Annotated in this window: 23 protein-coding genes; 15 read left to right on the top strand and 8 right to left on the bottom strand. The window is 72.3% G+C overall.

The genetic code is table 11. The annotated features are described in order from the left end of the window. The first annotated feature begins 12 nt into the window (after nt 1–12). Entirely contained in the window at nt 13–1,503 is a 1,491-nt protein-coding gene (locus tag ACH4RG_RS25655) for a hypothetical protein (protein WP_397925617.1), read from the top strand. A gap of 51 nt (nt 1,504–1,554) precedes the next feature. On the opposite strand, the gene ACH4RG_RS25650 is transcribed toward ACH4RG_RS25655, so the two are convergent. Then, nucleotides 1,555–2,982 (bottom strand): PP2C family protein-serine/threonine phosphatase, encoded by a 1,428-nt coding sequence (locus ACH4RG_RS25650; protein WP_398540314.1) that lies wholly within the window; start codon nt 2,980–2,982, stop codon nt 1,555–1,557. A 423-nt stretch (nt 2,983–3,405) separates the two neighbouring features. Further along, nucleotides 3,406–4,176 carry a dienelactone hydrolase family protein gene (locus ACH4RG_RS25645; RefSeq protein WP_398540313.1) on the bottom strand — a complete coding sequence of 257 codons (771 nt, stop codon included), beginning with the start codon at nt 4,174–4,176 and terminating at the stop codon, nt 3,406–3,408. A 198-nt stretch (nt 4,177–4,374) separates the two neighbouring features. Here ACH4RG_RS25645 and rpmG point away from each other — a divergent pair, with 198 nt between their 5' ends. Further along, nucleotides 4,375–4,539 carry a 50S ribosomal protein L33 gene (gene rpmG / locus ACH4RG_RS25640; RefSeq protein WP_265603538.1) on the top strand — a complete coding sequence of 55 codons (165 nt, stop codon included), beginning with the start codon at nt 4,375–4,377 and terminating at the stop codon, nt 4,537–4,539. A 64-nt stretch (nt 4,540–4,603) separates the two neighbouring features. Further along, a complete protein-coding gene (locus ACH4RG_RS25635) occupies nt 4,604–4,864 on the top strand; it encodes a type B 50S ribosomal protein L31 (RefSeq protein ID WP_397925625.1) in 261 nt (86 codons plus the stop codon). 330 nt (nt 4,865–5,194) lie between these two features. On the opposite strand, the gene ACH4RG_RS25630 is transcribed toward ACH4RG_RS25635, so the two are convergent. After that, a complete protein-coding gene (locus ACH4RG_RS25630) occupies nt 5,195–5,695 on the bottom strand; it encodes a tetratricopeptide repeat protein (protein ID WP_397925627.1) in 501 nt (166 codons plus the stop codon). Between the two features lie 147 nt (nt 5,696–5,842). Here ACH4RG_RS25630 and ACH4RG_RS25625 point away from each other — a divergent pair, with 147 nt between their 5' ends. After that, on the top strand, nt 5,843–6,622 hold the full coding sequence (locus ACH4RG_RS25625; RefSeq protein ID WP_398163053.1) for a VanZ family protein: 780 nt from the start codon (nt 5,843–5,845) through the stop codon (nt 6,620–6,622). A 112-nt stretch (nt 6,623–6,734) separates the two neighbouring features. Beyond that, nucleotides 6,735–7,523: a DUF4389 domain-containing protein gene (locus tag ACH4RG_RS25620; protein WP_398540312.1), complete on the top strand. Its 789-nt coding sequence runs from the start codon at nt 6,735–6,737 to the stop codon at nt 7,521–7,523. Here ACH4RG_RS25620 and ACH4RG_RS25615 read toward each other — a convergent pair. Further along, a complete protein-coding gene (locus tag ACH4RG_RS25615; RefSeq protein ID WP_398540311.1) occupies nt 7,496–8,512 on the bottom strand; it encodes a helix-turn-helix transcriptional regulator in 1,017 nt (338 codons plus the stop codon). The genes ACH4RG_RS25620 and ACH4RG_RS25615 overlap by 28 nt on opposite strands. 99 nt (nt 8,513–8,611) lie before the next feature. On the opposite strand from ACH4RG_RS25615, the gene ACH4RG_RS25610 reads away from it, so the two are divergent. From ACH4RG_RS25610 to lepB, 10 genes are all read left to right on the top strand, one after another. Further along, nucleotides 8,612–9,181 (top strand): DinB family protein, encoded by a 570-nt coding sequence (locus tag ACH4RG_RS25610; RefSeq protein WP_398540310.1) that lies wholly within the window; start codon nt 8,612–8,614, stop codon nt 9,179–9,181. 73 nt (nt 9,182–9,254) lie between these two features. Beyond that, entirely contained in the window at nt 9,255–10,355 is a 1,101-nt protein-coding gene (locus tag ACH4RG_RS25605; RefSeq protein WP_398540309.1) for a winged helix DNA-binding domain-containing protein, read from the top strand. 133 nt (nt 10,356–10,488) lie between these two features. Then, nucleotides 10,489–11,193 (top strand): DUF4230 domain-containing protein, encoded by a 705-nt coding sequence (locus ACH4RG_RS25600; RefSeq protein ID WP_397925638.1) that lies wholly within the window; start codon nt 10,489–10,491, stop codon nt 11,191–11,193. Nucleotides 11,194–11,465: 272 nt separating this feature from the next. Continuing rightward, nucleotides 11,466–11,981 (top strand): lytic polysaccharide monooxygenase auxiliary activity family 9 protein, encoded by a 516-nt coding sequence (locus tag ACH4RG_RS25595; RefSeq protein ID WP_397925640.1) that lies wholly within the window; start codon nt 11,466–11,468, stop codon nt 11,979–11,981. A 187-nt stretch (nt 11,982–12,168) separates the two neighbouring features. Then, the gene (locus ACH4RG_RS25590) at nt 12,169–12,843 is read left to right on the top strand and encodes a TNT domain-containing protein (RefSeq protein WP_397925642.1); all 675 of its coding nucleotides are present in this window, start codon (nt 12,169–12,171) and stop codon (nt 12,841–12,843) included. A 6-nt stretch (nt 12,844–12,849) separates the two neighbouring features. Beyond that, on the top strand, nt 12,850–13,083 hold the full coding sequence (locus ACH4RG_RS25585) for a hypothetical protein (RefSeq protein WP_397925644.1): 234 nt from the start codon (nt 12,850–12,852) through the stop codon (nt 13,081–13,083). 160 nt (nt 13,084–13,243) lie between these two features. Further along, nucleotides 13,244–14,281, top strand: coding sequence for an alpha/beta fold hydrolase (locus tag ACH4RG_RS25580; protein WP_397925646.1), 1,038 nt, complete (start codon nt 13,244–13,246; stop codon nt 14,279–14,281). Nucleotides 14,282–14,533: 252 nt separating this feature from the next. Next, nucleotides 14,534–15,043, top strand: a complete 510-nt coding sequence (locus ACH4RG_RS25575) for a DUF664 domain-containing protein (protein ID WP_398540308.1) — start codon at nt 14,534–14,536, stop codon at nt 15,041–15,043. Nucleotides 15,044–15,163: 120 nt separating this feature from the next. Beyond that, nucleotides 15,164–15,454 carry a hypothetical protein gene (locus ACH4RG_RS25570; RefSeq protein WP_026290270.1) on the top strand — a complete coding sequence of 97 codons (291 nt, stop codon included), beginning with the start codon at nt 15,164–15,166 and terminating at the stop codon, nt 15,452–15,454. A gap of 93 nt (nt 15,455–15,547) precedes the next feature. Then, nucleotides 15,548–16,252 (top strand): signal peptidase I, encoded by a 705-nt coding sequence (gene lepB, locus ACH4RG_RS25565; RefSeq protein WP_397925650.1) that lies wholly within the window; start codon nt 15,548–15,550, stop codon nt 16,250–16,252. Here the strand turns inward: lepB and ACH4RG_RS25560 are convergent. The 4 genes from ACH4RG_RS25560 to ACH4RG_RS25545 form a co-directional block, all read right to left on the bottom strand. Continuing rightward, nucleotides 16,249–16,683, bottom strand: a complete 435-nt coding sequence (locus tag ACH4RG_RS25560) for a protein-tyrosine phosphatase family protein (RefSeq protein WP_397932610.1) — start codon at nt 16,681–16,683, stop codon at nt 16,249–16,251. The genes lepB and ACH4RG_RS25560 overlap by 4 nt on opposite strands. 257 nt (nt 16,684–16,940) lie before the next feature. Beyond that, a complete protein-coding gene (locus ACH4RG_RS25555; RefSeq protein ID WP_398540307.1) occupies nt 16,941–18,971 on the bottom strand; it encodes a fructose-specific PTS transporter subunit EIIC in 2,031 nt (676 codons plus the stop codon). Between the two features lie 141 nt (nt 18,972–19,112). After that, nucleotides 19,113–20,060 carry a 1-phosphofructokinase gene (gene pfkB, locus ACH4RG_RS25550; RefSeq protein ID WP_397932607.1) on the bottom strand — a complete coding sequence of 316 codons (948 nt, stop codon included), beginning with the start codon at nt 20,058–20,060 and terminating at the stop codon, nt 19,113–19,115. Beyond that, nucleotides 20,057–20,818 carry a DeoR/GlpR family DNA-binding transcription regulator gene (locus ACH4RG_RS25545; protein ID WP_397925658.1) on the bottom strand — a complete coding sequence of 254 codons (762 nt, stop codon included), beginning with the start codon at nt 20,816–20,818 and terminating at the stop codon, nt 20,057–20,059. The genes pfkB and ACH4RG_RS25545 overlap by 4 nt, the downstream gene beginning before the upstream one ends. Nucleotides 20,819–20,835: the final 17 nt, after the last annotated feature.

The raw sequence follows: 20,835 nt of genomic DNA, 5'->3' as shown, positions 1-20,835 counted from the left end.
TGGGGGCTTGAAGTGACCGGAGAACCCAACACCCGCCTTTCTGACCTGTTCGGCCTGGCCGGCTGGTCCAAGGGCGAACTCGCGAGAATGGTGAACCGGCAGGCGGCGGCCATGGGCCACCCGCAGCTGGCCACCGACACCTCGCGGGTCAGGCGCTGGATCGACATGGGGGAGTCCCCCCGCGATCCCGTGCCCGAAGTGCTGGCGGCCCTGTTCACCGAGCGGCTCGGCCGTGTCGTGACCATCGAGGACCTCGGGTTCGGCCGACGCGGGCGTGTGGGGAAGCGGCGTGACTCCGGGACGGAACACCATCCCGATCAACTGCCGTGGGCGCCCGAACGGACGGCAGCGGTCCTCACCGAATTCACGGGAATGGACCTCATGCTCAACCGTCGCGGCTTGGTGGGTGCGGGCGCCGCGCTCGCCGCCGGCTCAACCATCGCCGGCCCCCTGTACGACTGGCTGCACAGCGACCCCGCTCCGGCGGCCGAAGCTCCACGCGCCAACGACCCCCTGCACGCCGACCCCGCCGGTTTCGACCGGTACGAGGCCGCCCCGGTCGGCTCCGAGGAGATCGAGGCCCTGGAGCACTCGGTCGAGGTGTTCCGCGCCTGGGACGCGTCCCGGGGCGGCGGACTCCAACGCAAGGCGGTCGTGGGCCAGCTCAACGAGGTGGGCGGCATGCTCGCCTACCGCCACCCCGACCATCTCCAGCGCCGCCTGTGGGGCGTCGCCGCCAACCTCGCCGTCCTGGCGGGCTGGATGTCCCACGACGTCGGCCTCGAACCCACCGCCCAGAAGTACTTCGTCATCGCCGCTCACGCGGCTCGCGAAGGCGGCGACCGGCCGCGCGCCGGAGAGGCGCTCTCCCGGGCGGCACGCCAGATGGTGCACCTCGGCCGCCCCGACGACGCACTCGACCTGATGAAGCTCGCCAAGTCCGGCTCCGGGGACGAGACCCTGCCCCGTACGCAGGCGATGCTGCGCACCATCGAGGCCTGGGCACAGGCGTCGATGGGCCGCGGGCAGGCCATGCGGCGCACCCTCGGGGAGGCCGAGGAGCTCTTCGTCTCGGACAAGAGCGATGTGCCGCCGCCCAGTTGGATGCAGATGTTCGACGAGGCCGATATGCACGGGATGCAGGCGCTCGCCTTCCGTACCCTGGCCGAGCACGACCGGGGAGCCGCGGTCGTCGCCCAGCGCCATGCCAAGCAGGCGCTGGAGCTTCGGGTCAACGGGCGCCAGAGGTCGAAGATCTTCGACTACATCTCGCTGGCCTCGGCCTGCTTCATCGCCAACGACCCCGAACAGGCCGACCGGTACGCCCGGCTCGCGCTGGTGTCGATGGGGGAGACCTCCTCGCACCGCACTTGGGACCGGCTCCGCGCAATGTACCGGCTCACCGGGCAGTTCGCCGGATACGCGCGGATCCAGGATCTGCGTGAGGAGATCGAGCTCTCGATGCCGTCGAGCCGGAAGAAGACCAAGGGCACGCAGATCTGAGCCGGCGGCGCCACTCCGCGCTCCTTCACGCCCTGATACGTCCGCGCTTCCTCATGCCCCGATGCGGGCGACCAGCACGCACGCGTCGTCCAGGCGCTCGGCCCCGCCGAACTCCTCGACGACGCTCCGTACGCACTCCTGTGCCGTACGGGCGTCCGCGAACCGGGGAGCGAGGGCGAGCAGCGCCTCCGGGCACGCACTCCGGTCGCCGCGCGGCGTCAGGCCGTCGGTGTGCAGTACGAGCACGTCACCGGGGTACAGCCGTACCTCGTCCTGTTCGAAGACGACGTTGGACGCGGCGCCGAGCAGCATGCCGTCCGGCGGGGGCAGGAGCCGTCCCGAACCGTGGCGGAAGAGCAGCGGTGCGGGGTGTCCGGCCTGCGCCCAGGACAGAACGGAGGTGTCGGGGTCGTAGCGGCAGCACAGGGCGCTGCCCAGCGCGGGTTGTAATGACGTTTCGAGCACCTGGTTGAGGTGCCCCATCAGCGCGCCCGGCTCGATGCCGGCGACGGCCATGCCGCGCAGCGCTCCCAGCATCATCGCCATCGCCGAGGTGGCGGGGACGCCGTGCCCGGTGAGGTCGCCGACGGTGAGGAGGGTGCGCCCGTCCGGCAGCTCCATGGCGTCGTACCAGTCGCCGCCGATGAGGTCGCTCGACTCGGAAGGGAGGTAGTGCGCGGCGACGTCCAGGGTTGCGGGGCCCCGCGTCGGGGGCCGCGGCGATCCGCGCCACGGGGGGAGGACGGCCTCCTGGAGCTCCACGGCCATGCGGTGCTCGGCGCGCTCGATGTGCTCCTCGTGCCGCACCGACGCGCTGCTTCTGCTCACGGCCTGTTCGTTGCGCCGCAGCTCGCTGACGTCCCGCAGGACCGCCCACATGGAGGCGGTGCAGCCTTCGGCGTCCAGGACCGGCTCGCCCGTCATGTGAAGGGTGCGTGTGCGGCCGTCGGGCCGCACGATGCGGAACTCGCCGTCCATCGGCCGGCCGTCGACGAGACAGCCCGTCACCATGGCGGTCAGCACCGGCTGGTCCTCGGGCAGCAGTACGGACGGCAGGTCGTCGAGGGAGAGGGGGGTGGACCCGGGCGGCCTGCCGAAGATCTCGTACAGCTCCTCGGACCAGCGGGACTCGTCGGTGAGGAGGTTCCACTCGGCGCTGCCCGCCCGGTTCAGCGGGGAACCGGCGCTCGGGCCGCCCGGGACCCCGGCGGCCCGGGGGGCGTCGGCGGAGCAGTGATCCGGCAGGCCCGCCCGGAGCTGGCCCAGGTGCTCGTCGAGGTCGTCCAGGTGCTGCACGGCAAGCTCGCACAGCGCACGCTGCCAGCGCAGCTGGGGGTCGTCCTCGTCGAACACGACGGCGTCCCGCCGTACCGCGTCCACGTCCCCGCGCAATCGACGCGTGCGGTGGATCAGAGCTCCGACGGCGTCGTGCGCGGGAAGCTGTGGTGCGGGGCGGTCCGCGGAGAGGGGGGACGGCATCTCGTACTCCGATACAGGCGCGGCCTAGCCGGTTCTGAGGGGTGGATCGCTACCGACTGTCGCACAGGCCGCGGCGGCCCGTAAGAGCTTTGGCAACACTCGATGGGTGCTTGCTTCTGGCATATGCCAGCGGCCCTCAGCGGTGGTGGCTATCCGAACAGGCTTGCGTATGAGGCGAGTTGACCGTGAGGGGAGATGTGGCCGAGGTGCGTGCCAGGGGCAACGGGAGAACGTGAAGCCGTGATTTGCTCGGATCCATGTGCGGCGATGTGCGGCCCTGCTGCCGGTGCGGAGCGGCGGGCCCCGGGTCCGGCGGGTGAGGTCCGGGCAGGAGCCGGGCGGTGCCGGACTGCTCCGGTGAATTCGCCGGTTCCTGCACCGGGGTGATGGTGCCCGCCTCCCCCCGCGGCAGTGATCGGCCGATCAATGAGGCATCTGAGCTGACCGACTGCCTATCTCGTCGGCATCTCCGGAGCTCACGGGCAGGCACTCGGCGAGCAGGTCGACGACGTCGCGCCAGGCTCGCCGCGCGTGCTGCGGGTGGAAGCCGACGCCGGGGGCCACGGGGTGGTCGACCGGCGGGTGGTGGAAGGCGTGCAAGGCGCCGCCGTAGACCGTGAGGCGCCAGTCGACGCCCGCGGCCTGCATCTCGGCGGTGAACGCGTTCCGTTGCGCGGGCGGCATGATGGGGTCCTCCGACCCGACCCCGGCCCACACCGGGCAGCGAATGCGCGCCGACTCGCCCGGTCGGCCCGTGGTGGTCGCGTTGACTGTCCCGATCGCGCGGAGGCCGACGCCGCCGCGCCCGAGTTCCAGCCCTATGGCACCCCCGGTGCCGTAGCCGACGGCGGCGATCCGGTCGGGGTCGGTCCGCGGTTCGGCGCACAACACGTCGAGCGCCGCATGGCCGATGTCCCGCATCCGGTCGGGATCGGCGAGCAGTGGCAGGCAACGGGCCAGCATCTCCTCGGGGTCGCGCAGATAGCGCCCGCCATGAAGGTCGAAGGCGAGCGCCACGTATCCCAGGTCGGCGAGAGCGTCGGCCCGGCGGCGCTCGACGTCGCTGAGCCCCGTGCCCTCCGGCCCGAGCAGCACCGCGGGTCGGCGGCCGACACCGGCCGGGAGTGCGAGGTGCCCGATCATCGTCAGACCGTCGGCCGGATACTCGACCGTACGCGTGGTAGCCGTCTCCATGAGACCGGACTGTAGTGATCGTCGGGCCCGGTCCGGTGGGCGTTCTGCCGCTGGCAGAACGGGGCGGGCAGCCCTCTGGGACACGGGGCGCGGCGGGTCGGGAATGCCGAGCGGGGCACCCGCGTTACTCCACCAGAACGAAAACGAATCCCATTCCCGGTATAGGAGTGGGGTCGGCAGAAGTATCGGGAGGCGCTCATGGCACGCAGCGAGACCAGGCCGGTCGTCACCCTCCGGTCCACCGTGGGAACGGGCCGGAGTTACGTGACGCGCAAGAACCGCCGAAACGACCCCGACCGGCTGGAGCTCCGCAAGTTCGACTCCGCCGCAGGTCGGCACGTTCTGTTCCGCGAGGTCCGCTGACCGTCCGGAAGAAGTCCGTCCCCTTGTACGTCGCCGCTGTGTGCGGTGAGGAAGGAACGCATCCATGAAGTCCCGCATCCACCCCGTGTCCCGTCCGGTGGTCTTCCGTGACCGCGCGGCCGACGTCGCCTTCCTGACCCGCTCCACCGCAGACTCCGTCGAGCGCGTGGCATGGGGGGACGGCAACACCTACCCCGTCATCGACGTGGAGACCTCGTCGGCGAGCCACCCGTTCTACACCGGCGGCCGCCAGGTGCTCGACACGGCGGGCCGCGTCGAACAGTTCCGGCGCCGCTACGGTACCGGCGAGACGTCCGCGAGCTGACCGGGCCGGTCCTGGCCAGGGGAGAAGCCCGGAAAGTCGTGCCGTGGATCACATCCGCAGGGGCGGGTTCCCGGGAACGGCCGAGGATGGTTTATCGTTCATCTATATGTGGGAGTGAGGGGGACCGCGTCCCCGGGCCTCACCCGTAGCCCATGGGGAACATGGCCCTGCCGAAGCCCCATGGAGCGCTCCGCCGAGAGGCGACCGCCCTGCACGCCCGCACTCAAGCCGCCCCGGCTGGATTCCCCCGATCCGGCCGGGGCTTCCCCTTGCCCGCACCGGCACCGTCTCCGCGCCGGAGCACCCGAGGCCATCACCACCGCGTACGGGTCACACGGTCTCGTCGAGGTCCTTCGCATAATGCTCGATCGCCCGCCGGTACTGCTGGACGGACGGGTCGTTACTGGTCGTGGCCGTCAGCTCCAGCAACAGCCGCATCGCCTCGTGGTGCTCGTCGGTGTTGTACAGGGCCATCGCCAGGAACGCCCGGAACGAGCCGTCGTCCGGGAACTCCTCGACGCCCCGGCGCAGCGTCTCCACCGCCTGCCCGTACCGCCCGAGGATCCGGTACGTACTGCCCAGTCCCAGGAGGGCCCCACTCCGATCCTCCGCGGCCAGCTCCGGATGGGCCAGAGCGCGCTCGTAATAGGGCACCGCCTCCGACTCCAGCCCCAGTACGTCGTGGATCCACGCCGTCCGGCAGGCCACTTCCGCGTCGTCGGGGTACTCGGCGGTCAGGGCGAGGAGCCGTTCGCGCGCCTCTTCGGGCCGGCCCTCCGTACGCAACCGGTCGGCCTCGTCCAGCAGGTCCCTCTTCTTACGTGCGCTCATGCGCACATCGTCTCAGGCGGGCGTGGACGGGCGCGTGAGATTTTCGCTCCACGGGGCCGTCCGGCGCTTGTTCCGGCCGGGCGGGGGCACCCGTCGGCCATGACAGCAGAGGCGAATCCCCGTACACGCCGGGGGACATGGGTACGTGTGCTGGTGCGCGGAGCTGCCCTGACGGTGGTGCTGCTGGGACTGGTGGCGTTCTCCGTCCTCCTGGCCAAGGTGACGCTCACGCCCTCACCGGCCTCCGCGGACCTCGTCACCTCCAATCTCCGCCCCGGGCACTCCCTGCGCCAGTACGCCGAGGAGTACACCTTCCTCGCCGCAGTCAAACAGGCGGGCGGAAACCTGCTGCTCGGCGTGCCGTTCGGGCTCCTGCTGCCGTTCTTCGGGCCACGCCGCCTGCGCATGATCCGGACGACGCTGCTGACCGCCGTCGCCATGGCCGTCGTCGAACTGATCCAGGGCGCACTGGTCGCGGGGCGCGCCTTCGACATCGACGACGTCATCCTCAACACGGCGGGCGCACTGCTGGGCTACTTCGTGCTGGGCCGCCGGATCAGCCACCGCTACTACACCTACACCGACGACCGGGGCTCTCCCGGCCCGTCGGCGGAGAAGCCCGAGGCCGAGCCGGTGCGCGCGCCGAGCCCCGCCGCGCGCACCAGGGCGGACCGCGCGAAGCCCGCTGCCGGAAAATCCGACCTTACGGGGACCGTCGCCGCCAAGGCGGGTCGTACGAAGACGGCGGCCACGAAGACGGCGGGCATTGAGCCCGGACAACGGGCCCGGCCGAAGCCGGCGGAGGCGACCCCGGCGAAGAGGCGGGGCTCCCACGCCGGAGGGACCGACGGCCCGGCGGGCGCCGGCCGCAGCGCCCCCGGGTCCGGCTCCGTCCGCTCCCTGCTCGACCGCCTCCGCGGCCGCTGAGCCCGGGCACCCGTTCGGGCCGGGCCGTTTGCGGGCGGCCCGGGGCGAACGCACGGTGGGGACACGTCCTGCGCGCGGATGCCGTACGGATCCCCTGCCGAGGAGAAGCGACATGGCCGAAGGCCAGTGGAGCCCGGGCCGCAAGGAGACGGACGCGGACGAGTTCCGGCCCGTCCTGGACATCGTCGAACCGGCCCGCCAGCGGCGGCTGACCGTCCTCCTGCGACTTCTGCTGCTCGTCCCGCACTTCATCGTGCTGTCCGTCCTGCGCATCGCGGCGTTCTTCACCGTCATCGTCGGCTGGTTCGCCGCCCTGGTGCTGGGACGGCTGCCCGATCCCGTCTTCCGCTTCCTGACCGGCGTCCTCGGATACGACATGCGCGTCTCGGCCAGCGACATGCTGCTCATCGACCGCTACCCGCCCTTCGCCCTGACCCCGCCGGCCGACTATCACGTGCGGATCGAGGTGCGGCCCACCCCGCTCAACCGGCTCGCGGTGCTGTTCCGTGTCTTCCTGATGATCCCGGCGGCGATCGTGCAGAGCCTCGCCGTGTACGGCTGGTGGGCGCTGGCCTTCGTCTGGTGGCTGATCACGCTGTGTCTCGGCCGGATGCCCCGGCCGCTGTTCGAGGCGACGGCGGCCGTCCTGCGCTACCGGATGCGGTTCTCCGCGTACGTCATGATGCTCACGCCCGCCTACCCCAAGGGGCTGTTCGGCGACGACGACCTCGCCGTGGCGCCGGAGCGGTCGCGCTCCGCCACCCGGCCGCTGGTCCTGAGCAGCGCCGCGAAATGGCTCGTGGTGCTGTTCCTGGTGCTGGGTCTGGCCGGTCACATCGCCTCGTCCGTGACCGCCTCGACGACCGACGACACCTACGACACGTGTCTCGTCGGCTCCTGAGGGTCGGCGGGCCCCGCCGCGTCGGCGTAACGGCGGGCCAATTGAGCGAAGGCGCCCCTGAGCGCTTCGGGCCCGACGACCTCGATGGCCACGTCGAACCGGCCGAGTTCGGCGGCGAGGCCGGCCCACGACCAGGCGCCCAGGACCACGCGGCAGCGGCCCGGGCCGTGTTCCTCGACGATCCCGTCGCGGAGGTGACCGGCCACCGCGGAGGCCGGCGCGTCGAGGATCACCTCGCCGCGGCAGGGCCACGCGCCGGGGGCGTCGGAGCCCTGGAACCGGGCGGCGACGAAGGCGGCCACATCGCCTCCGGGCACCTCGCGCGACGTGAACCTGGGACCCGTGGGAGTGCGAGGGGTGATCCGGTCCGCGCGAAAGGTCCGCCAGTCCTCGCGATCCAGGTCCCAGGCGACGAGATACCAGCGCCCGCCCCAGGTGACCAGATGGTGCGGCTCCACCCGCCGCACCGCGGGCGGGGCATCGGCGGCGGCCGGCGCATACGCGGGGGAGTGGTCGAAGCGCAGCACCTCGCGGGCGTGCACGGCAGTGCTCAACGCCACCAGCACCCGCGGATCGGCCTGCGGCCGCGGCGGGACTCCCGTGCGTTCGACGGCGGTGACCCGCAGGGCGTCGACGCGGTGGCGCAGCCGGGCGGGCATGACCTGCCGGACGGTGGTGAGCGCGCGGGCCGCGGCCTCCCCGATCCCGGCGCCGGTCGCCGCGGCCGTCCGCAGCGCGACGGCGAGCGCGACGGCCTGGTCGTCGTCGAACAGCAACGGCGGCAACCGTGCGCCCGCGTCCAGCCGGTATCCGCCGTCGGGGCCTTTGAACGCCGCGATGGGATAGCCCAGCTCCCGCAGCCGGTCGACGTCACGCCGCACCGTGCGCGGGCTGACCTCCAGCCGCTCGGCCAGCAACGCGCCCGGCCAGTCCCGACGCGCCTGGAGCAGGGAGAGCAGCGCCAGCAGTCGGGCTGAAGTCTTCGGCATGACGCCAGTATGGCCGGGGAAGAGGCCACACCCTGACCTCTTCCCTTGCGAGGGTTGACCCGTAGCGCACGCCAGGAACACCGGAAGGAACCGATCACCATGACCACCGCCACCACCTCTCCCGACCCCGAGCGCACCGAACTCCTCGCCGCCCTCGCCACCGCGCGGGCCGCCCTGATCCGCGCGGTCGAGGGCCTCGGCGACGAGCAGGCCGGTGAGCGCCCCACCGTCAGCGCGCTGTGTCTGGGCGGCCTCGTCAAACACGTCACGGCCATGGAGAAGAGCTGGCTGAACTTCGTGACCGAGGGCCCGTCGGCGATGTCCTTCGCGCTGCCCGAAGGAGTCACCTGGGACGACCTGGCGGCCGGCACCGCCGCTGAGTACCCGAAGTGGGCGATCGAGCGGGAGAAGGAGTTCCGGATGCTGCCCGGCGAGACGACGGCCGGGGTCATCGGTGCCTACGAGCAGGTCGCCGCCCGCAGCGAGAAGATCATCCTCGCGGTCCCCGACCTCTCGGCGGCGCACCCGCTCCCCGAGGCGCCCTGGAACGAACCCGGCGGCGAGTGGAGCGTACGGCGGGTGCTGACCCACGTCCTCACCGAGACCGCCCAGCACGCCGGGCACGCGGATATCCTGCGCGAGACGCTCGACGGGCGGCAGGCGACCTGACCACCGGCGCACCGCGCGGGGTCGCGCGGAGGCGGAGACCGACGTCGGACGATCGAGAAGGAGGGGCCACACGGTGACCGTCCTCGACAACCGGGCGCTCAACCGCGCCACGCTGGCCCGCCAGTTGCTGCTCGACCGGGCCGATCTGCCGGTCGTGGACGCCGTGGCCCACCTCTGCGGCCTCCAGGCGCAGGAACCGCAGGAGCCCTTCGTCGGGCTCTGGTCCCGGCTGACCGCCTTCGACCCGGCGGTTCTCTCGGACCTGCTGACCCGGCGGAGCGTGGTGCGCACCCATCTGATGCGGCGCACGATCCACCTCGTCACCGCCGACGACGTCCTCGCCTGGCGGGCCCGCCACGACGCCATGCTGCGCCAACGCGTGCTCGGGGTCTACCGCGACGAACTGAAAGGGGTCGACCTCGACGCACTCGCGGCCGACGCCCGGGAGCTCATGGCCGACGGGGAACCCCGTACAGCGGCCGAGATCGTGGCCGCGCTCGCCGGGCGCTGGCCCGGTCCGGGTCCTCGCCCCCTGGGCGAGATGGTGGTCGCCGCTCTTGTTCCGATGGCGCAGGCACCGCCCCGGGGGTTGTGGCGGGCGAAGGGCGGGGTGCGCAATGTCGCCCTCGCCTCCTGGCTGGGCCGACCGGTCGATCCGCCCGCCCCCGGCGGCGCCGACCCGGTCGGCCAGGTACTGGTCCGGCGCTATCTCGCCGCCCACGGTCCCGCCGCGGCGGCCGACCTGCGCGCCTGGTCGGGCCTGGCCGGGCTGCCCGGCGCGGTGGCCGCCGTACGCGACGAGCTGGTCCGCTTCCGCGACGAGCGGGGACGGGAGCTGCTCGACCTGCCCGACGCGCCGCGCCCCGACCCGGACACTCCCGCCCCGGTGCGGTTCCTGCCGGCCTTCGACAACGCGATCCTCGGCTACCAGGACCGCGGCCGGATCATCGACGACGCCCACCGCGGCCTCTCGGTCGCCGGCGAGCGTGTCGTGCTGGTCGACGGCCGCGTGGCGGCCACCTGGCGCGTCACCGACGGGGTGGTCGCGGTGGAACCCCTGCGGGCCCTCTCCCGTGCCGACCGTGACGCCGTGGCCGATCGGGGGAGGGAGCTGGCGTCGTTCCTGACCGAGGGCGAGAGCGACCGCGTACGGGTGGCCGCCGCGCCGCGCTGAGCGGACCCGGCCGCCGGGCTGACGCCCTCGTGTCTGCCCGGCCCTACCGGAACGGGCCCATTTTGTACGGTAGTTCTCTCCGGATTCGGTAGCAGCCGGACTGAAAGCACCGGTCGCGGGTCACACGCTGGACATGACGTCCAGCGACGTAACCACAGAGCCCGCGCCGCACGGCGACGAAAAGCGCGACGCCCGCCCTCCCCGGGCATGGCCGAAGGTGCTCGGCATCGCCGCGGCCGTGCTGGTGCTGCTGTTCGCGGGCAGCCGGTTGAGCCTGCTGCCGGGTCTCGACGACCTCTTCGGCGAGGAGACCCACGACCGGTCGGGCCCCGCCGTGCTCAAGTCGATCCAGGACATGAGCGCGTACGAGGCCGCCTCGGGCGACTTCCAGGTCGTCGTCGACCTGGAGAAGGACGCGAAGTTCGTCCCCGACGTCCTGCGCGGCACCCGCACCCTGTTCGTCGGTGCGGGGACGGTCGGCGCCTCCGTCGATCTGGGCGAGGTCACCGGGAGCGGCGTCGTGGTGAACGAGGACCGCACCACCGCCGAACTCCGGCTGCCGCACGCGGTGCTGGGCAGGCCGGCCCTCGATCCCGACCGTTCCTACGCGGTGTCCAAACAGCGCGGTCTCTTCGACCGGCTGGGCGACCTCCTCTCCGACAATCCCGGCAGTGAGCAGGCGGTCAACAAGCTCGCCGTCCACCACATCTCGGAAGCGGCGAAGGAGAGCGAACTGACCGCCCGCGCGGAGAAGAACACCGCCGACATGCTGAAGGGGCTGCTCGGTTCCCTCGGCTTCGAGCGTGTCACGGTCCGGTACGGCGACGACCAGGAGTGATCGCGTCACACGGGCGGCCGCGCGGGGTGCGCGCGCGCACCCGCGGCTCGGAGGGGCGGGCCCACCACCACGGATCGCTCTTGACGTGAACGCATCGATGGGTATGGTCTAGTCCAAGTGCAAGGCCTTTCCGGACACCTTCATCAGGCCTGTCCGGCAAGGGACTTGCAGCCCTTCGCGCCTCTTGGCCCCACACTCGCGAGGCCTCGCCGCCGAAGCCGGGCCCCCCACGGCCCGCCACCGCGCGGTGTGGTCTCCTGTGAAGGAGAAACATGCACGCGAAAAGGAAGACCGCACTCGCCGTCGGCGCCATGCTCGCCCCGGTTCTCGCCCTGAGCCTTCCGGCGAGCTCCGCCAGCGCCCACGGCTACATCTCCAACCCGCCGAGCAGGCAGGCGCAGTGTGCCGCCGGCACGGTCAGCTGCGGTGCGATCAAGTACGAACCGCAGAGCGTCGAGGGCCCCAAGGGGCTCACCAGCTGTAGCGGCGGAAACAGCGGCTTCGCCGAGCTGGACGACGACTCCAAGGGCTGGTCGGTCACTCCGGTGAACCGTTCCCAGCAGTTCGAGTGGAAAATTACCGCGCGCCACTCGACCAGCACCTGGCAGTACTTCGTGGGCGGCGAGAAGATCGCCGAATTCGACGACGGCGGCGCGCGGCCCGGTGCGACCGTGACCCACCGGGTCGATTTCGGCAACAAGACCGGCCAGCAGAAGGTGCTCGCCGTCTGGAACGTCGCGGACACCTCGAACGCCTTCTACGCCTGCATCGACGTCAACGTCAGGTAGGAGCGCCGTACCGGTCGGGCCCCACGTTCCTCCGTCCGCCCACGCCCCGGTCGCGCATCGTCGCGGCCGGGGCGCGGTGCTGTCCGCAGTGGCCGGAAAACGGCATGGCGCGGAAGCCTCGGGTAGTTGAGCGGTTACCCTACGTCAGCTGTTCTGGTTGATCGTCAGTGCTCGAGGGGACTCCTGAATGAACCGCATCCGTACCGTACTCGCCGCGCTCGGCATCACCGCCGGACTGATCTCCGCCCCGGCGGCGAGCGCCGCGCCGGGGCCCGCCCGACCCGCGCCCGCCGCCGAGCGTCACGAGCCCTGCACCGGAGAGTTCCGCGGCGACGCCCGCCTCGGTCCCAAGTGGCTGCCGAACAAGCGGCTCGCCCCGGTCGGCCCGCTCCTGAAGGGCTGGAAGCGCACCGGCGACCTCACGCCGAACGACTTCCTCAAGAAGTACTGGGAAGGGCCCGCGGACACCGGTAGCTGGAAGTACCCGCCCAACGACGGCTTCGCCGAGGTGAACGGCGAGATCGACAAGGAGCCCGTGAAGCTCCGCACCGGCCAGCGCCTGGACCGTTTCGGCTCGGAATACGGCGGCTACCTCGCCCCGGCGGGTGACGCCTACGCCGAGCGCGCCCTGCCCCCGCAGAACCTGAACACCCGTGACGCGGCCAGCCCTTGCGACTACCGGGTCTACAAGGTCGCCAAGCCCTTCTGGGTCTGGCAGGGCGGCATCGCCCCGTGGTTCGAGCAGCCCGGCGGTGGCCAGCAGATCAAGCTCGACGCCGTGTTCCTCGACCCGGGCGCGGGGCAGCGGCTCAATGTGAAGTGGCTGCTGGACAACGCCTACCTGACGCCCGCGGGCGCGTAACCCGCCATGGATCGCCGGGCCCTGCGGGCCGCACTCGTCGAGGCGCGGATCCCCGGGGGCTACTACCGGATCGAGGGCGTCCACGAGCCCGTTCCCACCCCGCCGGACTTCCTCTTCGTCCGGCGGAGCGGGGGCGGGGACTGGGAGACCGGGGCCTTCGAGCGCGGCACATACGAGGTCGTCGCCCGCCACCCGGACGAGGCCACCGCCTGCGCGCACCTGCTGAGCCTGCTCGTCTGAAGCAGGCCCCCGCAGCCGTTGTTTTGCCGGAACGGCAAACAACCTTGTCCGTGCGGTCCCACCCGCCGAATGATCGTGACCGGGCGGCCGGGCCCCCGGCCCGGCCGCCCGCCGAAGCGACACGACCGCCCCACCCGCACGGGGCGCCCGAGGAGGAGCCATGCCGGAGCCCACCCCCGTACCCACGCCGTCCGCGCGTTCCGCGGACCGTGCCGCCCGCCCCTCCGCCTTCCTGCCCGGCGCGACCCACCGGACGGTCGCCGTCCCCGGCGGCCGGGTCCACTGCGTCGAACAGGGCACGGGCCCTCTCGTGCTCCTCGTCCACGGCTTCCCCGAGTCCTGGTACTCCTGGCGCCACCAGCTCCCCGCCCTGGCCGCAGCGGGGCACCGGGCCGTCGCCATCGACGTGCGCGGCTACGGGCGTTCCTCCGCACCCACCGCCACGGACGCCTACCGCATGCTCGCCCACGTCGCCGACAACACCGCCGTCGTCCACGCCCTCGGCGAGGAGACCGCCACGGTCGTCGGCCACGACTGGGGCTCGCCCATCGCCGCGAACAGCGCCCTGCTCCGCCCGGACGTCTTCACGGCGGTCGGGCTGCTGAGCGTCCCGTACGCACCCAGGGGCGGCCCCCGCCCCACCGACGGCTTCGAGGGCATCGGAGGCGAGGAGGAGTTCTACGTCAGCTACTTCCAGACCCCCGGCCGGGCCGAGGCGGAGATCGAACCGGACGTACGCGGCTGGCTCGCCGGCTTCTACGCGGGCCTCTCCGGGGACACTGCCGCCCCCGCGGACCACCCCGGCCTCTTCTTCGTACCTCCGGGCGCGCGCATGGCCGACCGCTTCCCCGTCGGCCCGCTCCCCGGCTGGCTCGACGAACGGGACCTCGACGTCTACGCCGAGGAGTTCGAACGCACCGGTCTGACCGGCGCCCTCAACCGCTACCGCAACGTCGACCGGGACTGGGAGGACCTCGCCGCCTGGGACGGAACACCCGTCACCCAGCCCTCGATCTTCATCGGCGGCGCCCTGGACGCCTCCACCGCCTGGATGTCCGACGCCATCGACGCCTACCCGCGGACCCTCCCCGGCCTGTCCGCCGCCCACATCCTCGAAGGCTGCGGCCACTGGATCCAGCAGGAACGCCCCGACGAGGTGAACCGCCTGCTGACCGACTGGCTGCACGGCCTGCGCTGAGCGACACCGGATCGCGGTGCCCCCGGGGCGGCAGGCCGTGCCGCCCCGGGGGCACCGCGGTCGCCCGATGTACTGCCTCCGGACGGCTAAGGCGATCTCGCCCGTCCCGTCCCGCTCGTGGGCGGGCATCCCGTACGCCGACACCTCGCGCAATCCAGCCGGCTCCCCGCCGCACAGCGCGCGGCGACACACCGCCGACCCGGCGGTGTGTCGCACCCGGGAGTTGCGGGCCTCTCCGGCGAAGGTGGACGCATGAACACCGCAGGCATGCTGGCCGAAGCGTTCGACCGGGTCGGGGAAGCGGTCCACGCGGCGGTCGAAGGACTCACGCCCGACGACCTCAACGCCCGCGTCGACGCGGGGGCCAACTCCATCTCCTGGCTGGTCTGGCATCTCACCCGCGTCCAGGACGACCACATCGCCGACGCGGCCGGTACCGGACAGCTCTGGCTCACCGATGGCTGGGCGGACACCTTCGGGCTGCCGTTCGACGAGGCGGCGACCGGCTACGGGCACAGCACCGACGAGGTCGCCGCCGTCCGCGTGGACTCCGCCGATCCCCTTCTCGGCTACTTCGACGCCGTGCACGAGCGGACCCTGGACTTCGTCGCGGGACTGGAGGGCCACGCCCTCGACCGGATCGTCGACGAGGGCTGGTCGCCCCCGGTGACGCTCGGTGTCCGGCTGATCAGCGTCGTCGCCGAGGATCTCCAGCACGCGGGCCAGGCCGCCTTCGTCCGAGGGATGCTGGAACGCGCCTGAGGACCGGTGACCGGAGCACCGCCGGTGGGACCGCGCACACCCGTGCGCGGTCCCACCGGCGGTGCCATACTCGGAAGAAGTCGGCTGGACCGGCTTGCCGTCGTCCGAAAGGTGACCGTCATGAGCTGGGCATCTTGGACGACCAGCGGTGTCTTCGCGGGAACGGGCGGGGTGCGCACCGAAGAGGCGGGCATCCTGAGCGGCGACCTCACGGTGCATACGACCTGGTCCGACGGACAGGCGTCGGTGGCCGTGCAGTACAGCGGGTCGTCGGACTGGTTCACCCTCACCGGCAGCCCCGTGCCGTGCCCCTCCGAGGAGGAGAGCCGCACCTTTCACCAGAGCGTGGTCGAAGCCGTCCGTGCCGGCGAGGGCGCGACCGTCCCTCCGGTCGGCGCGGGACCCGTCTGACGTCGCTCACCGCTCACCGCGCCCCATAGAGTGGATCACCGGATCCGTTCCCCCAGGGGCGGGCGCGCGGTACACGGGCGAGGAGCGGTGCACATGGGGCGGGCGGGCACACGGCGGTCGAGGACACGGAAGAACCGGCCGTTCTGGGTGGAGCTGCCACTCCTCATCGGCGTCGCCCTGGTGCTGGCGCTGCTCATCAAGACGTTCCTGGTGCAGGCCTTCTCCATTCCCTCGGACTCCATGCAGAACACCCTCCAGCGGGGCGACCGGGTCCTCGTGGACAAGCTGACACCCTGGTTCGGATCGGAGCCGGAGCGCGGTGAGGTGATCGTCTTCCACGACCCGTCGAACTGGCTCGCCAACGTGCCCGTGGACCCGCCCAACACCGTGCAGAAGGTCCTGAGCTTCGTCGGCGTGATGCCCTCCGCCGAGGAGAAGGACCTCATCAAGCGCGTCATCGGCGTCGGAGGCGACACCGTGGAGTGCGAGGGCGCCGGACCGGTGAAGGTCAACGGCACCGCCCTGGACGAGCCGTACGTCTTCCCCGGCAACACCCCCTGCAGCGACGACGAGGACGGCGGCCGGTTCAAGGTCACCGTGCCCGAAGGCAAGGTCTGGGTGATGGGGGACCACCGCCAGGCCTCCGCGGACTCCCGCTACCACCAGGACGACCCGAACCAGGGGATGGTCCCGGTCGAGGAGGTCGTCGGCAGGGCTGTCGTCGTCGCCTGGCCGGTCGGCCGCTGGAGCACCCTGCCGGTGCCGGGAACCTTCGACGACGTGCCCGACAGCCCTTAGCGCTGCGGGAAGTTCCGTACGTAGCGGCGCTGCCAGGGTGTCTCCACCGCCCGCGGGTGATAGCCGTCGCGCACGAACGCCACCGCTTCGTCGGAGGGGACCCCGTCCAGGACGGCCAGGCAGGCCAGCGCCGTGCCGGTGCGGCCCATTCCGCCGCCGCACGCCACCTCGACCCGCATTCCGGCGGACCGGTCCCACGCCTCGTGGAGGAGTTCCCGTGCCGCCGCCCGGTCCGCCGGGAGCCGGAAGTCCGGCCACCGCAGCCACCGGGATTCCCAGGCGACCGGGGGCGGGGTACGCCCGAGGAGGTACACGGCGAAGTCCGGTTCGGGGCCTGCCGGCAAGGGCTTGCGCAGACCCCGGCCGCGCACGAGCCGTCCGGAGGGGAGGGCCAGGACGGCCGGGTCGGCGGCGTTCCACGTGTCGATCACGTGTCCCAATCTAACGACCCGGCAGTCGCCGGCAGGACATCGACCGGGGCGCGGCCCTCACAGACGATGGTCACCCTGACCGGCTGACCGGCTGACCGGCTGACCGGCTGACCGGCTGACCGGCTGACGGGCGGCGGCCAGGACGAGCAGGAACGCCGGACGGGCGTGGAGCCCGCTGCGGGAGGCTATGGCGACGGTCTGCCGGTGCATGGAGCACTCGTGGGCAGGCATGTTCGGGAGGGGCACGTGTGCGGAGTTCAGGCGGCGACGGTGACCCGGGAGCCGTCGGGGCCCGCGGACCCCGTGTCCCCGGCAGCCTCCGGTGCCGCCCTGCGCGCGCCCTTGAGCAGAACGACGAGCGCGGTCGCCACCAGCGTCCCGGCGGCGATGGCGAGCAGGTAGAGGAACGGCCCGCCGATCAGCGGGACGACGAAGACGCCGCCGTGCGGAGCGCGCAGGGTCGCGCCGAAGGCCATCGACAGGGCGCCGGTGACCGCGCCGCCCGCCATCACCGACGGGATGACCCGCAGCGGGTCGGCGGCGGCGAACGGGATCGCGCCCTCGGTGATGAACGAGGCGCCCAGCACCCAGGCCGCCCGGCCGTTCTCCCGCTCGGTCCTCGTGAACAGCCTCCTGCGTACGGTGGTGGCCAGCGCCATCGCCAGCGGCGGCACCATCCCGGCCGCCATGACCGCGGCCATCACCTTGAGGCTGCCCGGCGTCGGGTCGGCGAGACCGCCGACCGCGAAGGCGTACGCCACCTTGTTCAGCGGGCCGCCCATGTCGAAGCACATCATCAGCCCGAGGACGACGCCGAGGATCACCGCGTTGGAGCCCGACAGACCGTTCAGCCAGTCCGTGAGCGCGTTCTGCAGTGAGGCGATGGGCTTGCCGACCACGATGAACATCAGGAACCCCACGGCCGCCGACGCGACCAGGGGGATCACCAGAACCGGCATGATGCCGCGCAGGGTCGCGTGGACGGGGACCCGCTGGATGGCCATCACCACCGCACCGGCCAGCAGACCGGCGACCAGACCTCCGAGGAATCCGGCGTTCACCGTGAGCGCGATGGCCCCGCCGACGAACCCGGGCACCAGCGCCGGCCGGTCCGCCATCCCGTACGCGATGTACCCGGCCAGCACCGGCACCAGGAACCCGAAGGCGGCCGAGCCGATCTGGTTGAGCAGGGCGGCCCAGCTGTCCGCCTCACCCCAGACGAAGTGGTCGGCGACCGACTTGGCGCTCGCTATCTCGTAGCCGCCGATGGCGAACGACAGGGCGATCAGCAGACCGCCCGCCGCGACGAACGGCACCATGTAGCTCACGCCGGACATCAGATACGTACGGAGCCGGACGCCGAAGTGCGCGTGATCCGCGGCGGATCCGTTCCCGTCCCCGGTGTCCGCGCCTCCGCCGTCCTCGGACACGGCGGCGATCTCCCCGCGTTCCGCCTTGCGGCGGGCCTCGGCGATCAGCTCGGCGGGCCGGTTGACGCCCGCCTTGACCCCGACGTCGACCAGCGGCTTGCCGCGGAAGCGGGACTTCTCCCGGACCTCCACGTCGTGCGCCCAGATCACGGCGTCCGCCGCCGCGACGACGGAGGGGTCCAGCTTCTTGAAGCCGGCCGAACCCTGGGTCTCCACGGTCACCTCGACCCCCTCGGCGCGACCCGCCGCGGCCAGGGACTCGGCCGCCAAGTAGGTGTGGGCGATGCCGGTGGGGCAGGAGGTGACGGCGACGATCCGGAAGGGGGCGTACGCGGCTGCTGCGGCTTCCGTCTCCGTCTCCCTCTTCGTCTCCGTCTCTGCCCTCGCCTGTTCCTGCTCCTGGCACTCCTCCGGCGGCTCCTCGCCCCGGATCAGCGCGGCCACCGCCCGCGGATCCGTTCCGGCGCGCAGGGCGGCGGTGAACTCCGCGTCCGTCAGCCTGCGGGCCAGGCCCGACAGGATGGTGAGATGCGCGTCGTCGGCCCCGGCCGGGGCCGCGATGAGGAAGATCAGATCGGAAGGACCGTCGGCTGCCCCGAAGTCGATGCCCGCCCCGCTGCGCCCGAAGGCCAGCGTCGGGGCGCTCACATGTTCGCTGCGGCAGTGGGGGATGCCGATGCCGCCGTCGAGGCCGGTCGGCATCTGCGCCTCGCGGGCGGCGACGTCGGCCAGGAAGCCTTCGAGGTCGGTGACGCGGTGCGCGGCCACCATCCGCTCGGCGAGCGACCTCGCAGCTGCGTCCTTCGTCGGGGCGGACAGATCGAGATCGACCAGTTCCGCGGTGATCAGCTCACTCATCGCGGTGCTCCTTGCTCGGGGACCGCCGTGCGGCGGCTCGGTGGGACGGGGCGGCGGGCCCGTACGCACGGGGTCCGTACGGGAGTTGCGGGAACTGCGACGGCGATGGCGGTACGGGGGGCGGTGATGGCGGCACGAGGGTCATGGGGCGGGCTCCGTCAGCGCGCGGTCCAGCGGCACGTCGGAGGTCGTCACGACCGACGGCAGATCCAGGTCGGCCGGGGTGGGCATGAGGCTTCCGGCCAACTGCACGGCCGCGGCACCGTGGGCGACGGCCGAAGTGAGAGCTTCCGGGCCCTGCCCGCCCGCTGTCAGGAAGCCGGCCAGGGAGGCGTCCCCGGCGCCGACATTGCTCCGGACTGCGGCGACCGGCGCGTTGGCGAAGTACGCGCCCGACGCCTCGACCAGCAACTGCCCGTCGGCGCCCAGACTCGCCAGCACCGACCTGGCCCCGCGCTCCCGCAGCTCCTCGGCAGCCTTCAACGCGTCACCCACCGTGGCGAGCGGCCGGCCGACGGCCTCGGCGAGCTCCTGGGCATTGGGCTTGATCACGTCAGGACCCCGGTCCAGGGCTGCGGTCAGCGCCGCTCCGGAGGTGTCCAGCGCGATGCGCGCGCCGGCCCGGTGGCTTCGCTCCACCAGTTCCGCGTACCACTGCGGCGGCAGTCCGCGCGGCAGGCTTCCGCAACAGGCGACCCAGTCTGCGGCGGCCGAGTGGGCCCGTACCGCGTCCAGGACGTCCTCCGCCTCGGCCGGACTCAGCTCGGGGCCCTGCGCGTTGACCTTGGTCAGGGTGCCGTCGGGTTCGACGAGCGTGACGTTGATCCGGGTGTTCCCGGCGATCGGCACGCCGACCGCCTCGATGCCCAGGTCGCCGAGCAGCCGGGTGAGCAGGGCGCCCTCCGGGCCGCCCATCGGGGCGACGGCGAGGGTGCGCTGTCCGGCCGCCGCGACCGCGCGGGAGACGTTGACTCCTTTGCCGCCAGGATCGACACGGTCGGCCGTGGCACGCAGCACGCTGCCGCGGGTCAGCCCGGGCAGCTCGTAGGTGCGGTCCAGGCTGGGGTTGGGGGTGACGGTGAGGATCATGCGCGTACTACTTCCGTGCCCCGGCTCTCGATGGAGCGGGCGTCGTCGGGGCTGAGGCCCGTGTCGGTGATGAGCAAATCCACGGCGGTGAGATCGCCGAAGCGGGCGAAGTGCTCCTGCCCGAACTTGCCGGAGTCGGCGAGGAGGACGACCCGGCGGGCCGCCTTGATCACGGCGCGCTTCACCGCGGCCTCGGCGAGGTCGGGCGTGGTCAGGCCGCCTTCGGGGGAGAAGCCGTTGGTGGCGAGGAAGACCACGTCGGCGTTGATCTCGGCGTACGAACCCAGCGCCCAGGCGTCGACCGCCGCGCGGGTGCGGTGCCTGACCCGGCCGCCCACCAGATGCAGCGCGATGCCGGGGTGATCGGCGAGACGGGCGGCCACCGGCAGGGCATGCGTCACCACGGTCAGCGTCGCGTCGACCGGTACGGCGGCGGCGAGCCGTGCGGTCGTCGTCCCGGCGTCCACGATCAGATTGCCGTCGGCGGGCAGTTCGGCGAGGGCGGCCTGGGCGATGCGGTCCTTCTCGTCGGCGGCGACGCCGTCGCGTTCGGCGAGGTCGGGCTCGAAGCCGAGCCGCCCGGCGGGGATCGCGCCACCGTGCACCCGGCGGAGCAGCCCAGCCCGGTCCAGGGTCTTGAGGTCACGCCGGACGGTCTCGGCCGTCACCTGGAACTCCTCGGCCAGGGACAGCACGTCGACCCGCCCGCACTCCTGGGCGAGGCGGAGGATCTCCTGCTGACGCTCCGGTGCGTACATGTGGTTTCGTTTCCGTT

Origin of the sequence: Streptomyces sp. NPDC021019, from assembly GCF_044333295.1 — a bacterium.
Lineage (GTDB): Bacteria > Actinomycetota > Actinomycetes > Streptomycetales > Streptomycetaceae > Streptomyces.
Note: the sequence above shows the minus strand (reverse complement) of the source record. Positions and strands in the feature narration are given on the sequence as shown.